Source organism: Paracoccus aerius (assembly GCF_014656455.1).
Lineage (GTDB): Bacteria > Pseudomonadota > Alphaproteobacteria > Rhodobacterales > Rhodobacteraceae > Paracoccus > Paracoccus aerius.
The window spans coordinates 330,806-355,987 of record NZ_BNCL01000003.1 but is presented as its reverse complement, the minus strand read 5'-3'; the positions used below and the strand labels follow the sequence as shown (position 1 = coordinate 355,987).

Sequence of the window (25,182 nt, the reverse complement as noted above, 5' to 3'; positions counted from 1 at the left end):
ATCCCGCTTCCGTTCCGTCCCGCCAGCGTTCCCGCCTTCGGTGAAGCGGTATTTACGGAGGACAAAGACAGAGAGCAAGAGGGAATTTTGGCCTTGCAAGAAGATTTCTCGCAACGGCTTGAGTAGACACAATATTTCCACGTGGCCCCTGGCCCATTTGCACGGCGGCCGGTGCCCCCCGCCCCGTTTCAAGGCGAATCCCTGTCGCTATGTTAGAGCGATTCCCCGGCCGGACATCCTTCCATTGCTGTTCCAGCGCCAAAACGTGGGATGTTGCCTAACATCCGGGCAGCATCCTCTGCGTCTGTAACGCGATCATGAAGGATTGGTGGCATGGCAAACGAAAAAGGCGCGACCCTTGCAGGTCGCGCCTTCTGGAGTTGCAGGTCGCCCGTATCAGCGCTTCGAGAACTGGAAGCTGCGGCGAGCCTTGGCCTTGCCGTATTTCTTCCGTTCCACGACACGCGCATCGCGGGTCAGGAAGCCCGCGGCCTTCAGCGCGGCGCGCAGCGCAGGTTCGTGCAGTTGCAGCGCCTGGCTGATGCCGTGCTTGACTGCACCGGCCTGGCCCGACAAGCCACCGCCGCTGACGGTCGCCATGACGTCGTACTGGCCCGCAACACCAGCAACGTCGAACGGCTGGCGCAGGATCATCTGCAAGACCGGGCGGGCGAAATACAGCGTGTAGTCGACGTATTCGCCCTTGTTGTTGCGGATCAGGAACTTGCCCGAGCCGGGCTTGACCCAGACGCGGGCAACCGCGTCCTTGCGCTTGCCGGTCGCATAGGAACGACCCAGCTGGTCGCGCTGCGCTTCGCGACGGACGGGGGCTTCCGCCACGGCGGCAGTGCCCGACACGACGGATTTCAGATCGTCGAGGCTTTTGATGTCTTCGGCCATAATCACGCGCTCCGGGTGTTCTTGGCGTTCAGGACCTTGACGTCCAGAACTTCGGGCTGCTGCGCCTCGTGCGGGTGTTCCGTACCGGCATAAACGCGCAGATGGGTCATCTGCTGCTTGCCCAGCTTGTTGCGGCTGATCATGCGCTCGACGGCCTTGATCACCACGCGTTCGGGATGGGCGCCTTCCAGCACCTGACGGGCGGTGCGGTGCTTGATGCCGCCCGGGTGGCCGGTGTGCCAGTAGTATTTCTTGTCGTCGCGCTTGTTGCCGGTCATCTGCACCTTGTCGGCGTTGATGATGATGACATTGTCACCCATGTCCATGTGGGGGGTGAAGGTCGGCTTGTGCTTGCCGCGCAGGCGATTGGCGACGATCGTGGCGAGGCGGCCCAGAACGACGCCCTCGGCGTCGATCAGGATCCACTTCTTCTCGATCTCCGCCGGTTTCGCGGTATAGGTTTTCATCTTTCGTCCCTTCAGGGTCGTCAAAATCCGAGATGGCGGTGTATCTGCCATCACGCCCCTTCCGTCAAGCGTGCAGTTGGTCGTTATTCGTATTGCAAACAATGGCTTGCGATTTAGGTATCAAGATACCACAACGCAGGATGCTGTTTTAGGCTCTTTTTGGCGGAATCGAGTAAGTCATGGAACAGCGGGCCGCAGGATCCTCGGTGCCATCGGAAAAGACGAGGGCTTCTGCGACGGCAAGGCTGCGGCCCAGCTTCAGGATCCGGCATTCGGCCAGCAGGTCACGCCCAGCGGCAGGCTTGCGCATGAAATCGACCGATGCATTCGTTGTCACCGCCAAGGCCACCGGACCGATCCGCGACAGGATCGCGCAATAGATACCGATGTCGGCAAGGGCAAAGATCGACGGGCCGCTGACCGTGCCGCCCGGGCGCAGGTGCTGGTTGCCCACCCGCAGGCGCGCGACCAGGCCTTGGGGTCCGACGGTCTCGATCCTGTAGTCGTCCGCGACCTGCGGGAACTCTGCCGCCAGAAAGGCATTCAGCGCCTGCCCGTCCATCACGATATCCATGCTTTCCCCCTTGCCCGTCGCGGCATAGGCTTTCGCCAAGAAGCGAGGGAGATCAAGATGCCAGACCTGATCCTGCGGCAGGACAAGGACCACATCGCCCGCCTGGTGCTGAACAGCCCCACCAATTATAACGCCCTGTCGGTCGAGATGATCGAGGCGCTGACCGCCCAACTGGACAGCATCGCCAGGGACGACGGGGTGCGGGTGGTCATATTGGCGGCCAGCGGCAAGGCCTTCTGCGCGGGCCATGACCTGCGCCAGATGCAGGCGGCGCGCGACGGTGGGGACGGCGGCGGTGCAGCCTTCGCGGATCTGTTCAACAGCTGCGCCCGGATGATGCAGATGATTCCCGCCCTGCCCCAGCCTGTCATCGCCGAGGTTCAGGGCATCGCCACTGCCGCCGGTTGCCAGCTCGTCGCTTCCTGCGACATGGCCGTCGCGGCCGAGGGTGCGCGCTTCGGGGTGAACGGCGTCAATATCGGCCTGTTCTGCTCGACACCGATGGTGGCGCTGACCCGCGCCATCCCGCCCAAGGCCGCATTCGAGATGCTGGTGACGGGCGAGTTCATCGACGCTGCCCGCGCGCACCAGCTTGGCCTGGTCAATCGCGTTGTCGCGCCCGAAGTGCTGACCGAAGCCGCCATGCAGATGGCCGCGGCCATAGCGGCCAAGCTTCCGCAGGCAATCCGCCTGGGCAAGCGCACCTTCCACGACCAGTTGCGCTTGGGCTTGGCCGAGGCTTATGCGACGGCTGGCACGACGATGTGCCAGAACATCCTGCTGCCCGATACGGCAGAAGGCATGGCAGCATTCCTGGAAAAGCGTCGGCCAAGCTGGTCCTGACGCCCATCTTCCGTGCCAGAATATCCTCGGGGGTGAAGGCCGCTTGCGGCCGAAGGGGCACGAGCGCCCCTGCCCCGCCACCTTCAGCGCGACGCCAGCGCCTTGACCAGATCAGTGAAATGCTCGCCACGCTTCTCGAAGTTCGGGTACTGGTCGAAACTGGCGGCAGCGGGGGCAAGCAGGACGGTTTCGCCCGGCTGGGCCTCGGCTGCGGCGCGGGCAACGGCGGCCTCTATCGTCTCGGCGATCTCGTAGGGGGTCTGGCCGATTTCCAAGGCAAAGTCGCGGGCGGAATGGCCGATCAGATAGGCCTTCGTCACGCGGTCCAGATGGGGGGCAAGCGCGCCGATGCCGCCTTCCTTGCCAAGGCCGCCGGCGATCCAGCGGATCCGGTCGAAGGCCTGCAAGGCCTTGGCCGCCGCATCGACATTGGTGGCCTTCGAATCGTTCACAAAGCGGACGCCGCCGATCTCGGCCACGGTCTGGCTGCGATGCGGCAGGCCCGCGAAGCTGTGGAAGGCCGCCTCGATCTCGCGCGGGGCAAGGCCGACGGCGCGGCAGGCGGCATAGGCCGCGCAGGCATTCTGGTGGTTATGCGCGCCGGGAAGGCCCCGAACCTCTCGCAGATCAATGGAAGCCGCCTGCCGCCCCTTGCGGTATTCGGACAGGAATCCCTTGCGCGCGAAGACCGACCAGGCCGTCCCGTCCAGCTTCTGCCCCGAGGATACGCGGATCACCCGGTCGTCAGCCGGTCCCATCGACAATTGGTTCGCCAGATACAGCCCCTCGATCTCGTCGATGCCGATCACCGCGCGGTCGGGACCGCCTTCGGAAAACAACCGCCGCTTGGCCGCGAAATAGCCGCCGGGCCCACCGTGGCGGTCAAGGTGGTCGGGCGAAAGGTTGGTGAAGACCGCGACGTCGGGCGTCAGCGCGCGCGCGAGTTCGGTCTGGTAGCTGGACAGTTCCAGCACCACGACCTCTCCGTCGATGGCGGGTTCCAGGGACAGCACGCCGGTGCCGATATTGCCGCCCATTTGCGTGGGCCGGCCTGCCTCGGTCAGGATGTGGTGGATCAGCGCGGTGGTGGTCGATTTGCCGTTCGACCCGGTCACCGCAATCACGCGGGGGGCGCGGTCGAAGCCTTCCCAATCGGCGGTGGCGTAGCTGCGGAAGAACAGGCCGATATCGTTGTCGACGGGCACGCCCAGGGCATAGGCCTTGGCGATCACGGGATGCGGCTTGGGATACAGATGCGGGATGCCGGGGCTGGTGATCAGCGCGGCCACGCCCGTCCAGGCGTCGTCGCGCGTCAGGTCGGTGATGGTCAGACCATCGGCTGCGGCGGCATCTCGCGTGTCATTGCCGTCGTCCCAAGCGATGACCGTCGCGCCGCCTGCGGCCAAGGCCGCAGCCGTGGCCTTGCCGGAACGGCCGAGGCCCAGAACGGCGATGGTTTGTCCTTCGACACCTTGAACCGGAATCATCAGCACGACCTTTCGAATAAGGCCGGGGGCTGTCTGCCCCCGGAGCCCCCGAGGAAATTTAAGCCAAGATGAAGATCAGCGCAGCTTCAGCGTCGCAAGCCCGATCAGCGCCAGGATCAAAGCGATGATCCAGAAGCGGATGACGATCTGCGCCTCGCCCCAGCCCTTTTTTTCGAAATGGTGGTGGATCGGGGCCATCAGGAAGACGCGGCGGCCGGTGCGCTTGAAATAGGCGACCTGGATGATGACCGACAGCGCCTCGACCACGAAGAGCCCGCCGACGATTGCCAGGACGATCTCGTGCTTGGTGACGACGGCAATGGCACCAAGCGCGCCGCCCAGGGCCAGCGAGCCGGTGTCGCCCATGAAGACCGCCGCCGGGGGGGCGTTGTACCACAGGAAGCCCAGGCCGCCGCCGATCAGGGCGGACACGAAGATCAGGATCTCGCCCGTGCCGGGAACATGGTGGACGCCCAGGTATTCGGTAAAGTCCACCCGGCCCACGGTATAGGCAATGACGCCCAGCGTGCCTGCGGCGATCATCACGGGCATGATCGCCAGCCCGTCCAGCCCGTCCGTCAGGTTCACCGCGTTGGCCGATCCCACGATCACCAGCATCCCGAAGGGGACAAAGGCCAGCGACAGGTTGATCAGCGCGTCCTTGAAGACCGGCAGCGCCAGTTGCCCGGTCAGATCCGCAGGGTGCAGCCACATCGCCCAGGCCGCGGCGACAAGGGCAAGCGCCAGTCCCAGGCCCATCCGCACCTTGCCGGACACCCCCTTGGTGTTCTGCTTGCTGACCTTGGCGTAATCGTCGGCGAATCCGATGGCGGCATAGCCTGCCGTGACCAGCAGCACGATCCAGACATAGCCGTTGTCCAGTCGCGCCCAGAGCAGCGTCGAGAAGAACAGCGCCGACAGGATCAGGATGCCGCCCATCGTGGGCGTGCCTGCCTTGACGAAATGGCCTTCCGGGCCGTCGTCGCGGATCGGCTGGCCCTTCTTCTGCACCCGGCGCAGATAGTTGATCAGCGGGCGCCCGAAGATGAAACCGAAGATCAGCGCCGTGAAGAAGGCCGCACCCGCCCGGAAGGTGATGTAACGGAACAGGTTGAAGAGGTCGCCCCCTTCGGAAAGGCCGCTCAGCCAATAGAGCATCGGTTATTCTTTCGTTTCAGGTGCGGGCGCTTCCGCTGATTTCCGCAGGGCGTCAACAACGGTCGAGATTTTCGAGGACTTGGAGCCCTTGACCAGCACGATGTCGCCGGGCGCGACCAGATCGGCCAGGCGCCCGGCCAGTTCCGCCGCCGTTTCCGCCCAGATGCCGCGCTTGCCGGACGGCAGCGCGTCGTGAAGATGACGCATCCGGGGGCCGGCGCTGTGGACCAGATCGACCTGGGCCATTGCCGGGTCCTCGGCCATGCCGCGATGCAGGGCGATTTCATCCTCGCCCAGTTCCAGCATGTCGCCCAGGATCGCGACCCGGCGCCCGCCCTGCAACCCGGCCAGCGTGGCAAGCCCCGCGGACAGAGAGGTCGGGTTGGCGTTATAGGCGTCGTCGATCAGGCGCAGGCCCGCCAGATCCTCGACCGCGCCGCGGCCCTTGGGCGGCAGCCAGTCGCCCAGGCGCCTGGCGGCTTCCTTGAGGTCGGCGCCCGCGGCCCCAAGTGCTGCCAGCACGCCCACCGCATTCAGCGCGAAATGGCTGCCGGTGGTCTGCAGGGTGAAATCCAGCGTCTCGCCACCGATCCGGGCGCGGCACTTCAAGGCGCCGTCTTCGGTTCGGGCCTGCACCAGCTTGGCCTGCCCGTCTCGACCAAAGCGCATCACCAGGGCGCCCGCCGCATCCGCACAGTCGCGCAGGATTTGCGTGACCGGCAGATCCTCGGGCAGGATGGCATGACCGATGGGTTCCAGGCCTTCGAAGATCGAGCCCTTCTCGCGCGCGATCCCCTCGATGGCACCAAAGGCTTCCAGATGGGCAGCGGCGACCGTGGTGATCATCGCGACATGCGGCCGGGCAAGCCGCGACAGGGGCGCGATCTCGCCCGGATGGTTCATGCCGATCTCGATGATGGCGAAATCGGTATGGCGCGGCATGCGGGCCAGGGTCAGCGGCACGCCCCAGTGGTTGTTATAGCTGGCCTCGGCCGCGTGGATGCGCCCCTGCCCGGTCAGCGCCACCCGCGCCATGTCCTTGGTCGAGGTCTTGCCGACCGAGCCGGTGATGGCCACGACCTTGCCGGTCATGCGCCTGCGCCCGGCGCGGCCCAGCCCTTCCAGCGCCGCCAGCACGTCCGGCACGATCAGCAGCGGCGCATTCGCCGCCACGCCATCGGGGATGCGGCTGACGAGGGCCGCGGCTGCGCCCTTGTCCAGGGCCTGCGCCACGAAGTCATGGCCGTCGCGCGCATCGGTCAGCGCCACGAACAGATCGCCCGGCCGGATCGTGCGGGTGTCGATGGAAACACCTGTCGCCACCCAATCGCCCTGCGCCCGGCCGCCTGTCGCGGCGGCGGCTTCCTCGGCTGTCCAAAGGCTCATATCTTGCCGTCCAGTGCTGCAACCGCGACGGATGCCTGTTCGGCATCGTCGAAGGGGTAAACGTCGTTGCCGATGATCTGGCCGGTTTCGTGGCCTTTGCCGCAGATCAAGAGCGCGTCGCCCGGCAGCAGCGCATCGACCCCGCGCAGGATCGCCTCGGCCCGGTCGCCGACCTCGGTGGCGTCGGGGCCCGCGCCCTCCATCACTGCAGCGCGGATCGCGGCCGGATCCTCGGTCCGGGGGTTGTCGTCGGTGACGATGACCACATCGGCGAATTGGCGCGCGGCTTCGCCCATCAGGGGGCGCTTGCCCCGGTCGCGGTCGCCGCCTGCGCCGATCACGCAGACGATGCGGCCCATGACATGGGGGCGCAGCGATTGCAGCGCGGCCACCACGGCGCCCGGCTTGTGCGCATAATCGACAAAGACCGTGGCGCCGTTGTCGCGTTGCGCGACAAGCTGCATCCGCCCGCGCACGGTCTGAAGTTCGGGCAGCGCGCGCAGGACGGATTCAGCGGAATCGCCAGCCGCCAGCGCCAGCCCCACCGCCGCCAGCACGTTTTCGGCCTGGAAGCCGCCGATCAGCGGCAGGCGGACCAGATGCGGCTGGCCCATCAGCGAAAACCGCAGATCCTGGCCCGTCGCGTCATACCGCTGGCCCAGGATCCGCAGCATGGCGTTTTCGTTCGTTCCGACGGTCGTGACCGCCAGCCCGCGATCGGTGGCGATGTCCAGCATCTGCCGCCCGCGTTCGCCGTCGATGTTGATGACCGCCGCCGCGCCGTCTTCCAGGATGTGGTTGAACAGCAGCGCCTTGGCCGCGAAGTATTCGTCAAAGCCCGCGTGGTAATCCAGGTGGTCCTGGCTGAAGTTCGTGAAGGCCCCGGCCTCGACCCGCACGCCGTCCAGGCGGCGCTGATCCAGGCCGTGGCTGGACGCCTCCATCGCGGCATGGGTCACGCCCGCCTCGGCGGCCTCGGCCAGGATGCGGTGCAGGGTCAGGGGGTCGGGCGTCGTATGGGCCAGCTTGGCCTGGTAATCGCCCTGCACACCCATCGTGCCCAGGCTGATCGCCTTGTGGCCCCCGTGCTGCCAGATCTGGCGGGTGAAGCTTGCGACGCTGGTCTTGCCCGAAGTGCCGGTGACGGCCACCACATGGTCGGGCTGCGCTTCGAACCACAGGGCGGCGGCACCGGCCAGGGCGGCGCGCGGATCCTCGGCAACGATGATCGCACCGTCCCAGCCCGACAACACCCCGGCGGCCATTTCAGCGCCCGTGCGGTCAGTCAGGATGGCGCATGCCTCCATCCGCAGGGCATAGGGGATGAACTCGGCGCCATGCAGCGCCGATCCCGGCAGGGCGGCGAACAGGTTGCCCGGCCTGACCATGCGGCTGTCCAGCGACAATCCGGTGATGGCCGGGTCGCGCCCGTCCCTTGCCCGCAGCCCAAGCTGCGACAGCGTCTTCGTGCCTTGCCCCACAGTCCTACCCGTCATTGATTTGCGACGACCTTTAGCTCATCGCCGGGTTGCGATTCAACACGGGGGGCGAAGCGCGGCTCGAAGACCGGCAGGTTTTCGTCGGTGGCAGGTTCCAGCCCGACCAGCGGCGCAAGGCGGCGGATCATCGCGCCTGCCACCGGTGCGGCGGTGGTGCCCGCCGTGCGCGTCTCGCCGCCCGGCCCGGTGACCGAGGGTTCGTCCAGCGCCACGATCAGCACGTATTTCGGCGCGCTTGCCGGAAAGACCGAGGCGAAGTTCGCCACGACCTTGTTGTCGTAATAGCCGCCCGAGGGGCGCGGCTTGTCGGCGGTGCCGGTCTTGCCCGCGACCTCGTAACCCTCGACCTCGGCCTGCTTGGCCGTGCCGCGCGTCACGACCTGGCGCAGCATCTCGACCGCGCGGGCGGCGGCGCGTTCGGACAGGATCTGCTCGCCTTCGGGGCGGGTGCGGCCGTGGATCAGGGTGGGGGTCACCTTCTTGCCGCCATTGGCGATGGTCGCATAGGCGGCGGCCAGATGCAGGGGGCTTGCGGCAAGGCCGTGGCCGAATGACACGGTGGCGGCGGTGACGGCGGGCCAGCGGCTGGGGACCAGCGGCTTGCCGGTCGGCGCCTCGACCATTTCGATGGGCAGGGGATCGAAGAAGCCCAGCTTCTGCAGGAAGTCCTTTTGCCGGTCCACGCCCAGCATCTGCGCGATCCGCACCGTCCCCACGTTCGAGGACTTCACGATCACGTCCGTGACCGACAACTGCGGCCCGTAGTTCGAAAAGTCGCTGATCCGGTATTTCCCGATCCGCATCGGCGTCGTCGTGTTGATGCCGCTGTTGGGGTTGACGATCTGCAGGTCAAGCGCCTGCGCGACGGGGAAGATCTTGAAGGTCGAGCCCAGTTCGTATTGCCCCTGCACCGCGCGGTTGAACAGCGGGCTGTCGGACGGATCGCCCTTCAGCAGCGGGCGCGGGCGGTCGTTCGGATCGAAGTCGGGCAGGCTGGCCATCGCCAGGATCTCGCCCGACTGGATCTCCATCAGGATGCCGGTGGCGCCTTTCGCGCTCATCACCTCCATGCCGGATGCCAGCACCTGCTCCATCGCCGACTGCACCGACAGGTCGATCGACAGTTGCAGCGGCGCGCCTTCGTTCGCGGGATCGCGCAGCCAGCCATCGAAGGCCTTTTCCACGCCCGCGACGCCCAGCACCTCGGCACTGTGGACGCCTTCGTTGCCAAAGCCCGACCCGCCCAGGATGTGGCTGGCGATGTGGCCGTTGGGATAAACACGCATCTCTCGCGGGCCGAACAGCAGGCCGGGTTCACCGATGTCATGGACCGCCTGCATCTGTTCGGGCGACATCTTGCGCTTGATCCACATGAACTTGCGGCTGCCGGTAAAGTCCTGCGTCAGCTTCGCCGCGTCCAGATCCGGGAAGATGCGGGCCAGTTCGTTCGCCGCGCCCACAGGATCGACCATCTGGTGGGGATGGGCGTAAAGCGAATGGGTCAGCAGGTTCGTCGCCAACACCCGCCCGTGCCTGTCGGTGATGTCCGCGCGCTGCGACACGATCTGCGCCGACATCACCGCGCTTTGCGGCTCGATCGGGTCGGTCGAGGCCAGCGTGCCCATGCGGACCCCCACCACGCCGAAAGCCAGCACGAAGCAGCTTGCCATCAAGGCCAGCCGCCCTTCCGCCCTGCGGCGGGCCTTGTCCTGGATCGCCTCGTGGCGCAGGCGCCGGGCCTCGGCCTCGATCTCGTCGGGGTTCTGGCCCTTTTCGCGGGCGCGGAGGATCTTGGCCAGGGGGCGCAGGGGGATGCGGATCATGACGGTCACTCCACGGGGGCGGCGTCGGCGCCGGGCTCGGGTTCAACGGGGGGTGGCGCGGGCGGCTTGGGATAGTCGATATGGCCCAGGCCCATCACCTGCCCCGCCTCGCGCGGGATCAGTTGCAGGCGGTCGAAGTTCAGGTCCACCAGTTCGCGCAGCCTTTCGGGCCGGTTCAGATAGGCCCATTCGGCCCGCAGCACGCCCAGATCCTCTCGCAGGCCCGCGATCTCGCGCTGGATCTGCTTCATCTCGCCTAGCGAGGCCTGGGTGCGATAGTTCTCGCGGTAAGCCCAGAAGGCCAGGGCCATGACCAAAAGCGTGCAGGCCAGATAGGTCAGCGGACGCATCACCAGCCCCCTTTCGGAAGGCGGGGCATGGCAAGCGCGTCGGCATCGACCGCGCCTGCGGGTGCATCGGTGCGGACCGCGACGCGCAGCAGCGCGGACCGCGCGCGCGGGTTCGAGGCTTCCTCGTCGGGGTCGGGGCCGATGGCGCGGCGGAAGGGCATGGTGAAGGCCGCGGGCGCGGTTTCCTGCACGGGGGCATAGCGGCTGCCCCCGCCCGCGCTGTTCGACCGGGCCTGCATGAACCGCTTGACGATCCGGTCTTCCAGCGAATGGAAGCTGACCACGGCCAGCTTGCCGCCCGGCTTCAGCGCGCGTTCGGCGGCGGACAGCCCGTCCACCAATTGGCGGAATTCGTCGTTTACCCAGATGCGGATCGCCTGGAAACTGCGGGTGGCGGGATGGATCTGGCCCGGCTTGGGGCGCGGCAGGCAAGACGCCACGACTTCGGCCAATTGGGCCGTGCGGGTCAGCGGGCGGGCCGCGACGATGGCCCGCGCGATCCGGCGGGCGGCGCGTTCCTCGCCGTAATGATACAGCACGTCCGCGATCACCGGTTCATCGGCGCTGTTCAGCAGGTCGGCGGCAGACGGTCCCGCCTGCTCCATCCGCATGTCCAACGGGCCGTCGCGCAGGAAGGAAAAGCCGCGTTCCGCCAGATCCAGTTGCATCGAGCTGACGCCCAAATCCAGCACCACGCCGTCCAGCGGTTCTCGGGCCAGCGAATCGAGGTCCGAGAAGGTGCCCTCGACCAGCCGCAGCCGGTTGCCGTATTCGCCCGCCCAGCCTGCGGCCATGTCGAAGACCAGCGGATCGCGGTCCACGCCGATCACCCGGTCTGCCCCCGCCGCCAGAAGCCCGCGGGCATAGCCGCCCGCGCCGAAGGTGCCGTCCAGCCAGGTGCCGGTCACGGGTCCTACGGCCCGCAGCAGCGGGTTCAGAAGAACGGGGATATGCGGGTCTGCCATGCCTCAGCCCTCGTCAACCTGGTCGAGGAAGGACCGCGGGTCGAAGTCCGGCCCATGCTGCGCCGTGAAGTCTTCCAGCGCGGTGACGTCCTTGGGACGGGAATCGGGATGGTAAACCTGGATATAGTCGCCGCGCGATTCGAAGACCGTCTCGGCGCCCTCGGACAAGCCCAGCTTCTCTCGCAGCTTCTGCGGCAGGACCAAGCGGCCTTCCTTGTCGATCTCAAGATCGGTGGACTGGCCGTTCATCAGCATTTCCAGCCAGCGGCGCTGCGGAGAGCCGCGCGTCAGCTTGTCGATCTGCTCGTCGATCTCTTCGATGGCCTCGATGGTGTAAAGCTCGATCCAGTTCCACCAGTCGGGACCATAGACGGCCACCAGCTGCGTGCGTCCGGTATTGGCTGTGGCAAAGGCGGGATCGCCGGCATCGAACACGCGGCGCAGCCGGGCGGGGACGGACATCCGACCCTTGCCATCGACCTTGACGGATTCAGTGCCTCTGAATTTCCGCGCCACCTTGGCCCTGCCTCACTGTCCACCCCTTTGCCCGCCTGAAAGAGAAAGGGCGGACCGGGCTGCTGCCACTGCCCGATCCGCCGCCCTCGTTCCCACGGTCTTTCCCCTTTTCGGGGTCCGTCCTTGTCATGCGCCACCTGGGGGAGGTGCTGCTCGCGCCTGCGGACGGCTTTGTTGGAAAACGGACGCCTGTATGAAAGCCTGCTTCGCCTTTGGGGTCTTGGACGCCCCTTTACTGCCCGTCTTCGTGATCCGGTTGTGACATGGGAATTCATGGGAAGCAATGGAATTCTGCGTCCGGTGAGGAAGCCAAAACGCGAACGGCGGATTGTCGCAGCTTGTGGCATCTCCGCCACGAATCGGCTTGAAACCCAATCCCTTGGGCCGCAAGCCTAGATTCTTCCCAATATTTCGTCGATTAACTTTTGTTGTCTGCGCTTAACCCGGTCGGGCATGAGCATGGACAGCGGCAAACCTGTTGCCAGTTATCCACAAAAAAGCGCAAAGGCGGGAACGGCGCCTCACGGATGCTCACGACAGCGTGATCCGCCTGCGGCGGCATGGAAGGGGCGGGATGCCGGTCATTCCCGTGCTTTCCCGCCCGCTTTGCAGAATCACGCCAGTCCCTGGTCGACAAGGCGCTGTGCCAGCCGCGCATAGGCATCGGCCGTCACACCACTTCCCAAGGCAACCGGTCGACCCGAATCACCTGCAAGGCGAGTTTCCAGTTCCAGCGGCAACTCTCCCAAGAAGGGCAGGCCCAGATCCCGCGCCTCGGCCGCGACGCCGCCATGGCCGAACAGATGGGCCTCGTGGCCGCAATTCGGGCAGACATAGGTCGACATGTTCTCGACCAGGCCCAAGACCGGAGCTTTCAGCTTGTTGAACATGTCGATGGCGCGGCGCGCGTCCAGCAGCGCGACATCCTGAGGGGTCGACACGATGATCGCGCCGTCCACGGCTGCCTTCTGGCACAGGCTCAGCTGCACGTCACCGGTGCCGGGCGGCAGGTCGATCAGCAGCACGTCCAGTTCGCCCCAGTTCACCTGCTGCAGCATCTGCTGCATCGCGCCCATCAGCATTGGACCGCGCCAGACCACGGCCTCGCCTTCCTTCAGCATCAGGCCGATGGACATCACGGTGACGCCATGGGCGTGCAGCGGCTCGATATGCTGGCCGTCCGGGCTGGCCGGGCGGCCCGACACGCCCATCATGCGCGGCTGCGAGGGACCATAGATGTCGGCGTCCAGCAGCCCCACCCGCCGGCCCGCCCGCGCAAGAGCCACCGCCAGATTCGATGTCACCGTGGACTTGCCCACCCCGCCCTTGCCCGAGCCGATGGCGATGATGCTCTTGACGCCCGGGATCGGCTGCGGCCCGGCCTGTGCCGTGGGGTGCCGCCCGATCTGCAAGGATGGGGCGGCGCCGGAACTGCGGACCGGGTGGCCGTGGGGCTGGGCCTGCGGCTTGCCGGCAGGTGCGGTCATCACGATCTGGACCTTTTCCACGCCCGGCATCGCGGACAGCCTGCGCTTGGCCTCGGCCTCGACGGGGGCCAGTGCGCGGGCCACCCCCGCATCCGCGACCTCGAGCACGAATCTGACGGTGTCGCCATCGACCGAAAAAGCCCGCACCAGATCGGCTTTTTCCAGCGTCCGGCCGTCCGGCAGAACGATATCAGAGATTTCCCTAAGGGCAGTTTCGCGGTTCACGGACATGTCAGGACCTGTATTGCATCTGTGCCCAAACATGGTTCACCGGGCCATCCGCATCAACCACCTGCCGCAAAGCGCGGCAAGATGATCGTCCGGGCCCGGATTCCGCATCTTTTTGCAGCGCGGCGTGATCGCTAACGCCCATCCTCAGTCACATTTTCGACATATTTCCCAACGGGCAAATCAACGACTGATTAACCAGTCATGCGGATGCTGCATGGCAGCAATCCGAAACGATCCATTGTGCACATGCAGCATTAGCGCCATCTTGGGTTCATCGAAAGGCACCAAGCCATCCGGGCAAGGTGCAGACGCTGAAAGGAAGATACCATGGCTGCAATCGCTCATACCCATAACGCCGCTGCCTCGGGCATCGCCGGCCGTTTGATGGCCGCGATCCAGCACATGCAGGAAAACCGCGCCCGCCGCGCCGTGTACCGGCAAACCGTGCGCGAACTGAATGCGCTGACCAACCGCGATCTGGCGGATCTGGGCATCAACCGCGCGATGATCGGTCGCCTGGCCCACGAAGCGGCCTGGGGCGCGAAGTAAGAACAGCATTCCTGTCCCTCCTCCTGCCCGGGACAGGACATGGCGGCATCCTCACTCCTCCTCCCAATCGAGGATGCCGCCCAAAGACAGCGCAGGAACCCTTCCTCCTCCCTGGGGTTCATGCGTCAGGCGGCGGCTCCGCTCTCCTCCCTCCAGGAGCCGCCGCAAAAGAACATAGCCGCCCCGTATCGCGGCACATGAACACGGCCCGCCCCTCCTCCTCCCATAGGGTGTGCCGTCTGCGGTAAAGCCTTCCTCCTCCCTGGCTGAACCGCACCCCATATAGCCGCCCCATCTGCGGCACCCTGATGCGACGGACCTTTCCTCCTCCCTGGGTCCGCTCGTTGGCGGCAACGGCCTCTCCTCCTCCCCGGCCTTGCCGCACCCCATGCGCGGCCCCTCCCTCCTCCCTGGGCCAGCGTTACGCGGCGGCGCCCTCCTCCTCCCTGGCGCCGCCGCCCCCATATAGCCGCCCCATCTGCGGCACCCTGATGCGACGGACCTTTCCTCCTCCCTGGGTCCGTTCGTTGGCGGCAACGGCCTCTCCTCCTCCCCGGCCTTGCCGCACCCCATGCGCGGCCCCTCCCTCCTCCCTGGGCCAGCGTTACGCGGCGGCGCCCTCCTCCTCCCTGGCGCCGCCGCTTTTCGTTTCAGCCCCAGGAACCCTGCCCGATGGCCCGCGTTGCGGTCACATCGCCACAAGGGGACTGCCATGACCAAGCATCGCGTCGGCGCGAAGGTGGAATGGGACTGGGGCAAGGGCACGGCCAGCGGCAAGGTCGCCGAATCCTTCACCGAGCCCGTTGAACGCACCATCAAGGGCAGCAAGATCAAGCGGAACGCCGATGGGGAAAACCCGGCCTACCTGATCGAACAGGACGATGGCGACCGGGTGCTGAAAAGCCATTCTGAACTGCGCAAGGCCACCTGAGGCCTTTCCCCGCCCCGCCCCACGGGCTAAGGGCGATTCATGCTCAGCTATCAACATGCCTATCATGCCGGGAACCTGGCCGACCTGCACAAGCACGCGCTGCTGGCCACGGCCCTGGAGTACCTGACCCGCAAGGACAAGCCGCTGTCCTATCTGGAAACCCATGCGGGGCGCGGGCTGTATTCCCTGGACAGCGCCGAGGCCGCCAAGACAGGCGAGGCCCGCGCCGGCATCCTGCGGGCCGAGGCCCAGGGCTGGCTGGCCCCCGATCACCCGCTCGTGGCGGCGCTGGCGCAGGTTCGCCGCAGCTATGGCCCACAGGCCTACCCCGGATCGCCGCTGATCGCCGCCCATTTCCTGCGCCGGGGCGATGCCGCGCATCTGGCCGAACTGCACCCGGCGGAACATGATGCGCTGTCGGCCGTGGCGGGCTTTGCCTCGCTGCACCGGCAGGACGGTTTCCAGATGGCGCAGGCGGTCTGCCCGCCCACGCCCCGTCGCGGCATGATCCTGATCGACCCAAGCTACGAGGTGAAGGCCGATTACGCGGCCATTCCGCGCCAGATCGGCCTCATCGCGCGCAAGTGGAACGTGGGCGTGATCGCGCTGTGGTATCCGATCCTGACCGACAACCGCCACGCGCCGATGCTGGATGCGCTGACCCAAGCCCATCCCGGCGCCCTGCGGTCCGAGGTTGCCTTCGCCCCCGCCCGTCCCGGCCATTCGATGGTGGGATCCGGCATGTGGATCCTCAACGCTCCCTTCAGTCTGGCCGAGGAAGCCGCGCGGCTGGAAGCCCTGTTCCGCAAGAACGCCTGATCCGGGGATTCCCCTGCCGCCGGCCCTGTGCCATCATCCCCCCGATCAACCGAAACGGCCCCGTCATGTCGCAGCGTCTTTCCATCAGCGCCACCGTTCTTCTGGCCCTGGCCGTGGCCTTGGGACTGTACTTCGCCTTTGCCGCCGTGCAGGGACCATCCGGCATCCTGCGCCGTATCCAGATCGAGGCCGAGACGGCCGAACTGGCCGCCGAACGCGACAAGCTGAAGGCCGAGGTACAAGAGATGCAGAACCTGACGCGCCGGATGTCGGACGAATATCTGGACCTGGACCTGCTGGACGAACGCGCGCGAGAGATCCTTGGGCTGATCCGCGCCGACGAGGTTATCCTGCGCTGACGCCCGGTCCTGTTCGCGGATTGCACCCTTCCCGGCGATGCGCTACGGATAGTTTAACGCTGAACTATTCTGACCGCGCTTTGAGGAGGACCCCCCGCATGGCCAGGAAGCCTGCCCCCGCAACCGAGACAGCGGCCACCGGCGCGCCGTCCAACGTCTCTCGTGACGAGTTGCTGCAATATTACCGCGACATGCTGCTGATCCGCCGTTTCGAGGAAAAGGCCGGCCAGCTTTACGGCATGGGCCTGATCGGCGGCTTCTGCCACCTGTATATCGGCCAGGAAGCGGTCGTGGTGGGCCTGGAAGCGGCCACCAAGGAAGGCGACAAGCGCATCACCTCCTATCGCGACCACGGCCACATGCTGGCCTGCGGAATGTCCGCGCGGGGCGTGATGGCCGAATTGACCGGGCGCGAGGGGGGCTACTCCAAGGGCAAGGGCGGCTCGATGCACATGTTCAGCCGCGAGAAGCATTTCTATGGCGGGCACGGCATCGTTGCGGCGCAGGTGCCGCTGGGCGCGGGCCTGGCCTTTGCCGACAAGTACCTGGGCAATGACAACGTGACCTTCGCCTATTTCGGCGACGGCGCCGCCAACCAGGGCCAGGTCTACGAGACCTACAACATGGCCGTGCTGTGGGACCTGCCGGTCATCTTCGTGATCGAGAACAACCAGTATGCGATGGGCACCTCGATGAAGCGGTCCACGCGTTCGACCACGCTGTTCGGGCGGGGCGAGGCTTTCGGCATCCCGGGCGAACAGGTGGACGGCATGGACGTGCTGGCGGTCAAGGCCGCGGGCGAAAAGGCCGTGGCACACTGCCGCGCGGGCAAGGGCCCCTATATCCTGGAAGTCATGACCTACCGCTATCGCGGCCATTCCATGTCCGACCCGGCGAAATACCGCACGCGCGAGGAAGTGCAGAAGATGCGCGACGAACGCGACGCGATCGAACACGTGCGCGAGCTGCTGCTGCAGGGCAGGCACGCGTCCGAGGATGACCTGAAGGCCATCGACAAGGACATCAAGGACATCGTGAACGATTCGGCCGAGTTTGCGAAGGAAAGCCCCGAGCCGGCGCTCGAGGAGCTGTGGACCGACATCTATGCCGAAGACCTGCCCCAGGGCAGCGCCGAAGAACACGCCTGAGGGAGGGTTGAACGAATGGCCACTGAAATCCTGATGCCCGCCCTGTCGCCGACCATGGAGGAAGGCACGCTGGCGAAATGGCTGAAGCAGGAAGGCGACGCCGTGAAGGCGGGCGACATCATCGCCGAGATCGAGACCGACAAGGCCACGATGGAGTTCGAGGCCGTGGATGAAGGCATCCTGGGCAAGATCCTGATCGCCGAGGGCTCGCAGGGCGTGAAGGTGAACACCCCCATCGCCGTGCTGGTCGAGGAAGGCGAATCCGCAGACGACGTGGCAGATCGTGCGGGGGCTGACAGCAAGCCCGCGCAGGTGCAGGCGCCCTCGACCGCGGAAGGCCCCGATCAGGGCGGCCAGCCCGGCAAGTCCGCCGTCGAGACGGTCAAGACGCCCGAGCCCAACCGCAGCCCCGACTGGCCGGAAGGCACCAAGATGAAAACCATGACCGTGCGGGAAGCCCTGCGCGAGGCCATGGCCGAGGAGATGGAGCGCGACGAGACCGTCTTCCTGATGGGCGAGGAAGTCGGCGAATACCAGGGCGCCTACAAGATCAGCCAGGGCCTGCTGGACCGCTTTGGGCCCCGCCGCGTCGTCGATACGCCCATCAGCGAAATCGGTTTCGCCGGCATCGGCACGGGTGCCGCCCTTGCTGGCCTGCGCCCCATCGTCGAGTTCATGACCTTCAACTTCGCCATGCAGGCGATGGACCACATCATCAACTCGGCCGCGAAGACGCTGTACATGTCGGGCGGTCAGATGGGCTGCCCCATCGTGTTCCGCGGCCCCAACGGCGCGGCCGCCCGCGTGGCCGCCCAGCACAGCCAGGACTATGCGGCCTGGTATGCCTCGGTCCCCGGCCTGAAGGTGGTGATGCCCTATTCGGCGGCCGATGCGAAGGGCCTGATGAAACAGGCGATCCGCGACCCGAACCCGGTGATCTTCCTGGAAAACGAGATCCTTTACGGCCGCTCTTTCGAGGTGCCGGATCTGCCGGACTTCACCATCCCCTTCGGCAAGGCCCGGATCGCGCGCACCGGCAAGGACGTGACGATCATCAGCTTCGGCATCGGCATGGCCCATTCGCTGGAAGCCGCCGACAAGCTGGCCCAGGACGGGATCGAGGCCGAGGTAATCGACCTGCGCACCCTGCGCCCCATCGATTATGGCACGATCATCGAATCGGTGAAGAAGACCAACCGCGTCGTCACGGTCGAGGAAGGCTTCCCCGTTGGGTCCATCGGCAACCACCTGTCGGCCTATATCATGGAAAACGCCTTCGATTACCTGGACGCGCCCGTGATCAACTGCACCGGCAAGGACGTGCCCATGCCCTATGCCGCCAATCTTGAAAAGCACGCGCTGATCACCGCATCCGAGGTGGTCGAAGCGGTGAAGAAAGTCACCTACAGGTAAGGGGAACGCGTTATGCCGACAGAAATCCTGATGCCCGCGCTGTCCCCCACCATGGAGGAAGGGACGCTGGCCAAATGGCTGGTCAAGGAAGGCGACGAGGTCAGATCCGGCGACATCATCGCCGAGATCGAGACCGACAAGGCCACGATGGAATTCGAGGCCGTGGATGAAGGCACCATCGGCAAGCTGCTGGTGGCCGAAGGCAGCGCGGGGGTGAAGGTCAACACCCCCATCGCCGTGCTGCTGGAGGAGGGCGAGGATGCCTCGGCCGCCGCAGCCAGCCCCGCCCCTGCCAAGGCGGCCCCCGCCGCCGAGGAAAAGGCCGCAGCCGAAAAGGGCTATGGCGGCCCCATCGGCGCACCCGTGGCTGGTGACGCTTCGCCCGCCAAACCCACGCCCGCCAAGGCCGAAGGGGGCGACCGCGTCTTCGCCTCGCCCCTCGCCCGCCGCATCGCGGCCGAAAAGGGCATCGACCTGTCGGGCATCACCGGCACCGGCCCCCGCGGCCGGATCGTCAAGGCGGATGTCGAGGGCGCGAAACCCGGCGCGGCCAAGCCTGCCGCAGCGCCCACGGCTGTGCCAGCCGCGGCCCCGGCGCCGGCGGCCGCACAGGCGCCGAAAGGCCCCTCGGCCGATGCGATCCTCAAGATGTATGCGGACCGCGAGACGACCGAGGTGCCGCTGGACGGGATGCGCCGCACCATCGCCGCCCGCCTGTCCGAGGCCAAGCAGACCATCCCGCATTTCTACCTGCGCCGCTCGGCCAAGCTGGATGCGCTGATGGAATTCCGCGCCATGCTGAACAAGCAGCTTGAGTCGCGGGGCGTGAAGCTGTCGGTCAACGACTTCGTTATCAAGGCCTGCGCCCTGGCCCTGCAACAGGTGCCGGACGCCAATGCCATCTGGGCGGGCGACCGCATCCTGAAGCTGAAGCCGTCCGACGTCGCGGTGGCCGTCGCCATCGAGGGCGGGCTGTTCACCCCGGTCCTGAAGGACGCCCACCAGAAGACGCTCTCGGCCCTGTCGGCCGAAATGAAGGATCTGGCAGGCCGCGCCAAGTCGAAGAAGCTCGCCCCCCACGAATACCAGGGCGGAAGCTTCGCCATCTCGAACCTCGGCATGTTCGGGATCGAGAACTTCGACGCGGTCATCAACCCGCCGCATGGCGCGATCCTGGCCGTCGGCGCGGGCATCCAGACCCCGGTCGTGGAAAAGGGAGAGGTCGTGGTCCGCAATGTCATGTCCATGACCCTGTCGGTCGATCACCGGGTCATCGACGGCGCCCTGGGGGCGCAGCTTCTGGAAGCCATCGTCAACCATCTGGAAAACCCGATGGGGATGCTGGCCTAAGCCCCAGACCAAACAACTGACAAAGGGCGCCGAAAAGGCGCCCTTTTTTCTTCTTCATCCAAATAACCTCGGGGTGGCCGGGGGGGCGAAGTGCCCCCGGCCACCGCGGGCCGCAGGTCAGCCCAAGGCGTCCTCGATCGCGCCGACAAAGGCGTCCAGGTCGTCCGGCTTGCGGCTGGTGATGATGCCGCCGTCCACCACCACCTTCTCGTCCACCACCTCGGCGCCAGCATTCTTCATGTCGGTGCGGATCGATTCGTAGCTGGTCAGGCGCTTGCCCTTGGCCAGCCCCGCCTCGGCCAGAAGCCAGGGGGCGTGGCAGATCGCGGCGATGGGCTTTTCCGCATCGGCAAAGCTGCGGATCAGGCCGATGGCCGTCTGGTCCGTGCGCAGATTGTCGGGGTTGATGACGCCGCCGGGCAGGACCAAGATGTCGTAATCCCCCGCGCCCACGTCCCCGATCGCCTTGTTGGCCGTGACCGACTTGCCCCAGTCGTCCTTGTCCCAAGCCTTGATCTCGCCCGCCTCAGGGGCGGCTATGTCGACCTGATGGCCCGCATCCTTCAGCTTTTCCAGCGGCACGAACAGTTCCGACTGCTCGAACCCGTCCGATGCCATGATCAGAACCTTTGCCATGATTGGCCTCCTTTTGTGTCAGCCCACCCAATGCAAGGTCCGGTGCGAAGTTCCCCTATTCCGCCGGCTGCCGTGGCCGGTTCAGCCCGATCCGCCGCGCGACCCAGCCAGTCAACCGCCCCTGCCCCCCGTGGATCAGCGAAAACAGCGCGGGCACGAACAGCAGCGACAGGACCGTGGACAGCAGCAGCCCGCCGATCACCGCAATGGCCATGGGCGCACGGAACTCGCCCCCCTCGCCCGTCGCCAGGGCAGAGGGGATCATCCCCGCGCTCATGGCGATGGTGGTCATGACGATGGGCCGGGCGCGCTTGTGGACCGCGTCCAGGATCGCCTCTTTCTTCGCCACGCCGTGCTCGATCGCCGTCAGCGCGAATTCCACCAGCATGATCGAGTTCTTGGTGACGATCCCCATCAGCATCAGGAAGCCGATCACAACCGCCATGCTGATCGAATGGCCCGTCACGAACAGCGCCAGGATCGCCCCGCCGATGGCAAGCGGCAGCGACAGCAGGATCGACACGGGCGTGATGAAGTTGTGGAACAGAAGCACCAGCACGACATAGACCAGCAGCACACCCGCCCCCATCGCCGTGCCGAAGGCCCCGAAGACCTCGCCCATGATCTCGGCATCGCCCGAGGGCTGGATCCGCGTGCCGGGGGGCAGTTCGATCTGGGCCTGCAACTCTGCAACCTGGGTGCTGACGGGACCAAGCAACTGCCCGTCCGCCAAGTTGGCGCTGACGGTGGTCTGGAACTGGCGGTCGTAGCGCCCGATCTCGGTCGCGCCGGCCGACAGGGTGACGTCGGCCACGGCCCCCAGCGGCACCTGCCCGGCTTGGGAATTGACCCGCAGGTTCTGCACCGTCACCAGGTCGGCGCGGGCATCGGCGTTCAGGCGCACGACGATGGGGATCTGTTCGTCGCCCGCGTTGAACTTGGCCAGGTTCGCCTCGACATCGCCCAAGGTCGCCACGCGCAGCGTCGTCGCCATGTCGCTCGCCGAGACGCCAAGCTGCGCCGCCACATCCGCGCGGGGCGTGATCTGGATCTCCGGGCGCTGCAACCGGGCCGTGGTTGTCACGCTTTCCAGCGACGGCAGTTGAGACATCGCCGTCGCCAGCCGTTCGGCGGCAAGCGCCGCGCCTTCCTCGGTCGCGCCCAGGACATTGATGGTCAGGTCGTTCTGGCCGTTCTCGTTCTGGAAGTTGATGCGCATGTCAGGCGTGCCGGACAGGCGTTGCTTCAACTCCTCCTCCAGCACGAACTGGGACCGCTCGCGCGTTTCCTTCTTGCCATAGTTGATCATCACCCGCGCCTCGGTCACGTCCGACCCGTCGCTGTAGACGAAGACCGACTGCACCTCGGGCACCTCGTCGATCTGGGCGGACAGGCGGCGGGCGGCGTCCTCGGTGTTGTCGATGGTGGCGCCGGGGGGCAGTTCGACCTGGATCTGGCTGCGGCCGATGTCCGATGCCGGGATAAACTCGGTCGGCAGCAGGGTGGCGGACCAGATGGAGCCAGCGAAGATCCCCACGCCGGTCAGCAGCGTCAGCCCGCGATGCCGCATGGTCCAGCCGACGATGCGCATCAGGGCGCGCATGATGAAGCCGTCGCGTCCCTCGGTGCCGTGGACGGTGCCGCGCATCAGATAGGCGGCCATCATCGGCGTGATGATACGCGCGACCAGCAGCGAAAACAGGACCGACACCGCGACCGTCAGCCCGAACTGCTTGAAATACTGCCCCGGTATACCGCCCATGAAGCTGACCGGCGCAAAGACCGCGACGATGGAAAAGCTGATCGCGATCACCGTCAGGCCGATCTCGTTCGCGGCTTCCTCGCTGGCCTCGTATGGGGGCACGCCCATGCCGATATGGCGGACGATGTTCTCGATTTCCACGATGGCGTCATCGACCAGGATGCCGGTGACCAGCGTGATGCCCAGCAGGCTGATGCCGTTCAGCGTGAAGCCCAGCCAGTGCATCACGAAGAAGGTAGGGATGATCGACAGGGGCAGCGCCACGGCCGCGACAAGGGTGGCGCGCCAATTGCGGAGGAACAGGAAAACCACGATCACCGCCAAGGCCGCGCCTTCGTACAGCGTGTGCATGGCGCTTTTGTAGCTGGCCTCGGTATAGGTGGTGGCGTCGTCGATCAGGCTGATGCGGATATTGGGATAGCGGTCGGCGATCTGCGCCAGCCGTTCCTTGGCTGCGTTCCCCGCCCCCAGGTCCGAGGCGCCCGTGGTACGATAGATGCCGAAGGCCACGACCGGCTGGCCGTCCAGTAGGGCGAAGCTGCGTTCCTCGGCCGGGCCGTCGATCACCTGGCCCAGTTGGTCCAGCCGGATCGTGCGCCCGTCCGCGATGCTGATCGGCGCCCCGGCAAGCTGTTCGACGCTGTCCGCCGCGCCCAGGGTGCGGATCGAGTATTCGCGCCCCGCGAGATCGCCGCGCCCGCCGCCCAGGTCGATGTTGCGGGCGCGAAGCTGGTTCGAGACATCCGCGGCCGTCAGCCCGTGCGCCAGCAGCCGGTCGGGGTCCAGTTCAACCTTGATTTCCCGCGCGGCGCCGCCGATGCGGCTGGTCTTGCCGACGCCGTCCACCGTGGACAACTCGCGCCCGATCACATCGTCCACGAACTTGGACAGCGATTCAAGCGACTGGGTCGGATCGCTGACCGCATAGGTCAGGATCGGCATCCCCGTGACATCCAGCCGCTGCACCAGCGGTTCGTTGATGCTTTCGGGCAATTGCTGGCGAACGTTGGACACCGCGTCCTTGACGTCGTTGACGGCCCGGTCGCTGTTCGTCTCCAGCTCGAACTCGACCACGATCACGGCGGCGCTGTCCGTCGCGGTCGAGGTGATGTGCCGCACCCCGGTCACAGATGCGATGCTGTCCTCGACCGGCTGGATGACCTGGCTGGTCAGTTCCGACGGCGCGGCGCCAGGCTGGTTGATGGTGACCTGCACCAGCGGCAGGTCGATGTTGGGCATCGCCGTGACCGGCAGGCGGTTGAAGCTGTAAAGCCCGACGATCAGCAGGACCAGGAAGATCGCGACGGGCGGGACCGGATGGCGAATCGACAGGGTCGCGAAGTTCATTGCTGCCCCCCTTCGGCCGCGACCGGGCGCACCTGATCGCCTGTGCGGAAGAAGGCGCCGGACCGCACGATCACCTGCTCGCCCTGGGCCAGCCCTTCGACGATTTCGCGCCGCCCGTCCCACAGAAGGCCCGCGCGGACGGGACGGGTTTCGACCGCGCCGTTCCGGACGACCTGAACCCTTTCGCCTGCGTCATCGGCCAGAACGGCGGAAGCGGGAACGGTCACGGCCTGGTGCCGGTCGGTGATGACCCAGCCGCTGGCGAATTGCCCGATGCGGATGCCTTCATCGTCGTCCAGGGCGATGCGCATCACCCCCAGCCGCGTCACCGGATCGACCGACGCCGGGACCAGCCGCACCGTCCCCGGCACAGTTCCCGCGCCTGCCACCGTCACCTCGGCCGCGTCGCCGGGCTTGAGGTTGTCAAGCGCCGTTTCGATTACCTCGGCCGACATCTCGACCTCGCCATCGGCCAGCAGGACGAACATCGGGTCGCCGCCAGCCGCAGCTAGCGTGCCCAGTTCGGCATTGCGGGTCACGACGACGCCATCCACAGGGGCGACGATCTCGGCCCGTTCCAGGTTCAGTTCCGCAATCCGGCGTGCCGCCTCGGCCTGGGCCAGGGCTGCGCGGGCTACGGCCAGGCCATCGGCGGCGGATGCGGCCTGGGCGCGGGCATTGGCTTCGGCCGCGACGGCATCGTCCAGTGCGGACTGAGAGGCCGTGCCCCCTTCCCGCAGGCGCTGCACCCGCTCCAGCACGCTTTGCGCCTGGGTCAGGGATGCGCTTGCGCTGTCGATATTGCTTTGCGCCTGGCCGATCCCGGCCTCGGCCCGCTGGTATTCTGCGCGGGCCTGTTCCAGCTGCGCGGCCAGCGTGTCCGTGGACAGGCGCGCAAGCACCTGCCCCTTTGTCACGCTGTCACCGGCCTCGGCCAGGATTTCGGTTAGTTCGGGCCCCTGGACCTGCGGAAAGACCCGCACCAGTTGGCGCGCAACGATGCTGCCCGACACGGGCACGCGGGCCTGCACCTCGGTCCGGGCAGCCGCCGCGACGGTGACCGAGGGTGCAACGCGGCTCGGCGCCTCGGATGCGACGGCGGGCTCGTTGGCCGGTGAGGCCAACGGCAGGACGGAAGCGACAAGAAGAACGGCGATGAAACGCATGGATCCGCCCAAAACT

23 protein-coding genes are annotated in these 25,182 nt (G+C 66.4%); 8 read left to right on the top strand and 15 right to left on the bottom strand.

The features are described 5' to 3' along the window. Positions 1-396: 396 nt before the first annotated feature. From rpsI to IE224_RS05930, 3 genes are all read right to left on the bottom strand, one after another. Positions 397-900, bottom strand: coding sequence for a 30S ribosomal protein S9 (rpsI, locus tag IE224_RS05940; protein WP_167621399.1), 504 nt, complete (start codon positions 898-900; stop codon positions 397-399). A gap of 2 nt (positions 901-902) precedes the next feature. After that, positions 903-1,367: a 50S ribosomal protein L13 gene (rplM, locus tag IE224_RS05935; protein ID WP_191308712.1), complete on the bottom strand. Its 465-nt coding sequence runs from the start codon at positions 1,365-1,367 to the stop codon at positions 903-905. A 148-nt stretch (positions 1,368-1,515) separates the two neighbouring features. Continuing rightward, the gene (locus IE224_RS05930) at positions 1,516-1,941 is read right to left on the bottom strand and encodes a PaaI family thioesterase (RefSeq protein WP_167621397.1); all 426 of its coding nucleotides are present in this window, start codon (positions 1,939-1,941) and stop codon (positions 1,516-1,518) included. Between the two features lie 57 nt (positions 1,942-1,998). Between IE224_RS05930 and IE224_RS05925 the strand changes: the two genes are divergently transcribed. Beyond that, complete coding sequence (locus IE224_RS05925) at positions 1,999-2,784, top strand: enoyl-CoA hydratase (protein WP_191308710.1); 786 nt, start codon at positions 1,999-2,001, stop codon at positions 2,782-2,784. Positions 2,785-2,867: 83 nt separating this feature from the next. Here the strand turns inward: IE224_RS05925 and murD are convergent, their stop codons facing one another. From murD to IE224_RS05880, 9 genes are all read right to left on the bottom strand, one after another. Continuing rightward, positions 2,868-4,271 carry a UDP-N-acetylmuramoyl-L-alanine--D-glutamate ligase gene (murD, locus tag IE224_RS05920; protein ID WP_191308709.1) on the bottom strand — a complete coding sequence of 468 codons (1,404 nt, stop codon included), beginning with the start codon at positions 4,269-4,271 and terminating at the stop codon, positions 2,868-2,870. 75 nt (positions 4,272-4,346) lie between these two features. Further along, positions 4,347-5,429, bottom strand: a complete 1,083-nt coding sequence (gene mraY, locus IE224_RS05915; RefSeq protein ID WP_167621394.1) for a phospho-N-acetylmuramoyl-pentapeptide-transferase — start codon at positions 5,427-5,429, stop codon at positions 4,347-4,349. A 3-nt stretch (positions 5,430-5,432) separates the two neighbouring features. Beyond that, positions 5,433-6,815: a UDP-N-acetylmuramoyl-tripeptide--D-alanyl-D-alanine ligase gene (locus IE224_RS05910; RefSeq protein WP_191308707.1), complete on the bottom strand. Its 1,383-nt coding sequence runs from the start codon at positions 6,813-6,815 to the stop codon at positions 5,433-5,435. Continuing rightward, on the bottom strand, positions 6,812-8,311 hold the full coding sequence (locus IE224_RS05905) for a UDP-N-acetylmuramoyl-L-alanyl-D-glutamate--2,6-diaminopimelate ligase (protein WP_191308706.1): 1,500 nt from the start codon (positions 8,309-8,311) through the stop codon (positions 6,812-6,814). The genes IE224_RS05910 and IE224_RS05905 overlap by 4 nt, the downstream gene beginning before the upstream one ends. After that, positions 8,308-10,137, bottom strand: a complete 1,830-nt coding sequence (locus IE224_RS05900) for a peptidoglycan D,D-transpeptidase FtsI family protein (protein ID WP_167621391.1) — start codon at positions 10,135-10,137, stop codon at positions 8,308-8,310. Before IE224_RS05900 ends, IE224_RS05905 begins: the two co-directional genes overlap by 4 nt. A gap of 5 nt (positions 10,138-10,142) precedes the next feature. After that, on the bottom strand, positions 10,143-10,487 hold the full coding sequence (ftsL, locus tag IE224_RS05895) for a cell division protein FtsL (protein ID WP_167621390.1): 345 nt from the start codon (positions 10,485-10,487) through the stop codon (positions 10,143-10,145). Continuing rightward, positions 10,487-11,452: a 16S rRNA (cytosine(1402)-N(4))-methyltransferase RsmH gene (gene rsmH, locus IE224_RS05890; RefSeq protein WP_191308704.1), complete on the bottom strand. Its 966-nt coding sequence runs from the start codon at positions 11,450-11,452 to the stop codon at positions 10,487-10,489. Before rsmH ends, ftsL begins: the two co-directional genes overlap by 1 nt. A 3-nt stretch (positions 11,453-11,455) precedes the next feature. After that, positions 11,456-11,968, bottom strand: a complete 513-nt coding sequence (locus IE224_RS05885; protein WP_191308702.1) for a division/cell wall cluster transcriptional repressor MraZ — start codon at positions 11,966-11,968, stop codon at positions 11,456-11,458. A gap of 614 nt (positions 11,969-12,582) precedes the next feature. Beyond that, a complete protein-coding gene (locus IE224_RS05880) occupies positions 12,583-13,686 on the bottom strand; it encodes an Mrp/NBP35 family ATP-binding protein (protein ID WP_191308700.1) in 1,104 nt (367 codons plus the stop codon). Between the two features lie 327 nt (positions 13,687-14,013). On the opposite strand from IE224_RS05880, the gene IE224_RS05875 reads away from it, so the two are divergent. The 7 genes from IE224_RS05875 to IE224_RS05845 all read left to right on the top strand — a co-directional run bounded on the left by IE224_RS05875 (position 14,014) and on the right by IE224_RS05845 (position 20,255). Then, a complete protein-coding gene (locus IE224_RS05875; RefSeq protein ID WP_229849254.1) occupies positions 14,014-14,235 on the top strand; it encodes a DUF1127 domain-containing protein in 222 nt (73 codons plus the stop codon). Between the two features lie 712 nt (positions 14,236-14,947). Then, entirely contained in the window at positions 14,948-15,166 is a 219-nt protein-coding gene (locus tag IE224_RS05870) for a hypervirulence associated TUDOR domain-containing protein (protein WP_167621386.1), read from the top strand. A gap of 39 nt (positions 15,167-15,205) precedes the next feature. After that, on the top strand, positions 15,206-15,985 hold the full coding sequence (locus IE224_RS05865; protein WP_191308699.1) for a 23S rRNA (adenine(2030)-N(6))-methyltransferase RlmJ: 780 nt from the start codon (positions 15,206-15,208) through the stop codon (positions 15,983-15,985). Positions 15,986-16,050: 65 nt separating this feature from the next. Continuing rightward, positions 16,051-16,344 carry a septum formation initiator family protein gene (locus IE224_RS05860; protein ID WP_167621384.1) on the top strand — a complete coding sequence of 98 codons (294 nt, stop codon included), beginning with the start codon at positions 16,051-16,053 and terminating at the stop codon, positions 16,342-16,344. Between the two features lie 98 nt (positions 16,345-16,442). Beyond that, positions 16,443-17,492 (top strand): pyruvate dehydrogenase (acetyl-transferring) E1 component subunit alpha, encoded by a 1,050-nt coding sequence (gene pdhA / locus IE224_RS05855; protein ID WP_191308697.1) that lies wholly within the window; start codon positions 16,443-16,445, stop codon positions 17,490-17,492. 15 nt (positions 17,493-17,507) lie between these two features. Next, positions 17,508-18,905 (top strand): pyruvate dehydrogenase complex E1 component subunit beta, encoded by a 1,398-nt coding sequence (locus IE224_RS05850; protein ID WP_191308695.1) that lies wholly within the window; start codon positions 17,508-17,510, stop codon positions 18,903-18,905. A gap of 12 nt (positions 18,906-18,917) precedes the next feature. Next, the gene (locus IE224_RS05845) at positions 18,918-20,255 is read left to right on the top strand and encodes a pyruvate dehydrogenase complex dihydrolipoamide acetyltransferase (RefSeq protein WP_191308693.1); all 1,338 of its coding nucleotides are present in this window, start codon (positions 18,918-18,920) and stop codon (positions 20,253-20,255) included. A gap of 117 nt (positions 20,256-20,372) precedes the next feature. Here IE224_RS05845 and IE224_RS05840 read toward each other — a convergent pair whose 3' ends face one another. Genes IE224_RS05840 through IE224_RS05830 form a run of 3 tightly spaced genes read right to left on the bottom strand, consistent with a single transcriptional unit; the run spans position 20,373 to position 25,166 of the window. Further along, positions 20,373-20,891: a type 1 glutamine amidotransferase domain-containing protein gene (locus tag IE224_RS05840; protein ID WP_191308692.1), complete on the bottom strand. Its 519-nt coding sequence runs from the start codon at positions 20,889-20,891 to the stop codon at positions 20,373-20,375. 55 nt (positions 20,892-20,946) lie between these two features. Next, positions 20,947-24,000, bottom strand: a complete 3,054-nt coding sequence (locus IE224_RS05835; RefSeq protein ID WP_191308690.1) for an efflux RND transporter permease subunit — start codon at positions 23,998-24,000, stop codon at positions 20,947-20,949. Beyond that, positions 23,997-25,166 carry an efflux RND transporter periplasmic adaptor subunit gene (locus tag IE224_RS05830; RefSeq protein ID WP_191308688.1) on the bottom strand — a complete coding sequence of 390 codons (1,170 nt, stop codon included), beginning with the start codon at positions 25,164-25,166 and terminating at the stop codon, positions 23,997-23,999. Before IE224_RS05830 ends, IE224_RS05835 begins: the two co-directional genes overlap by 4 nt. Between the last annotated feature and the right edge of the window lie 16 nt (positions 25,167-25,182).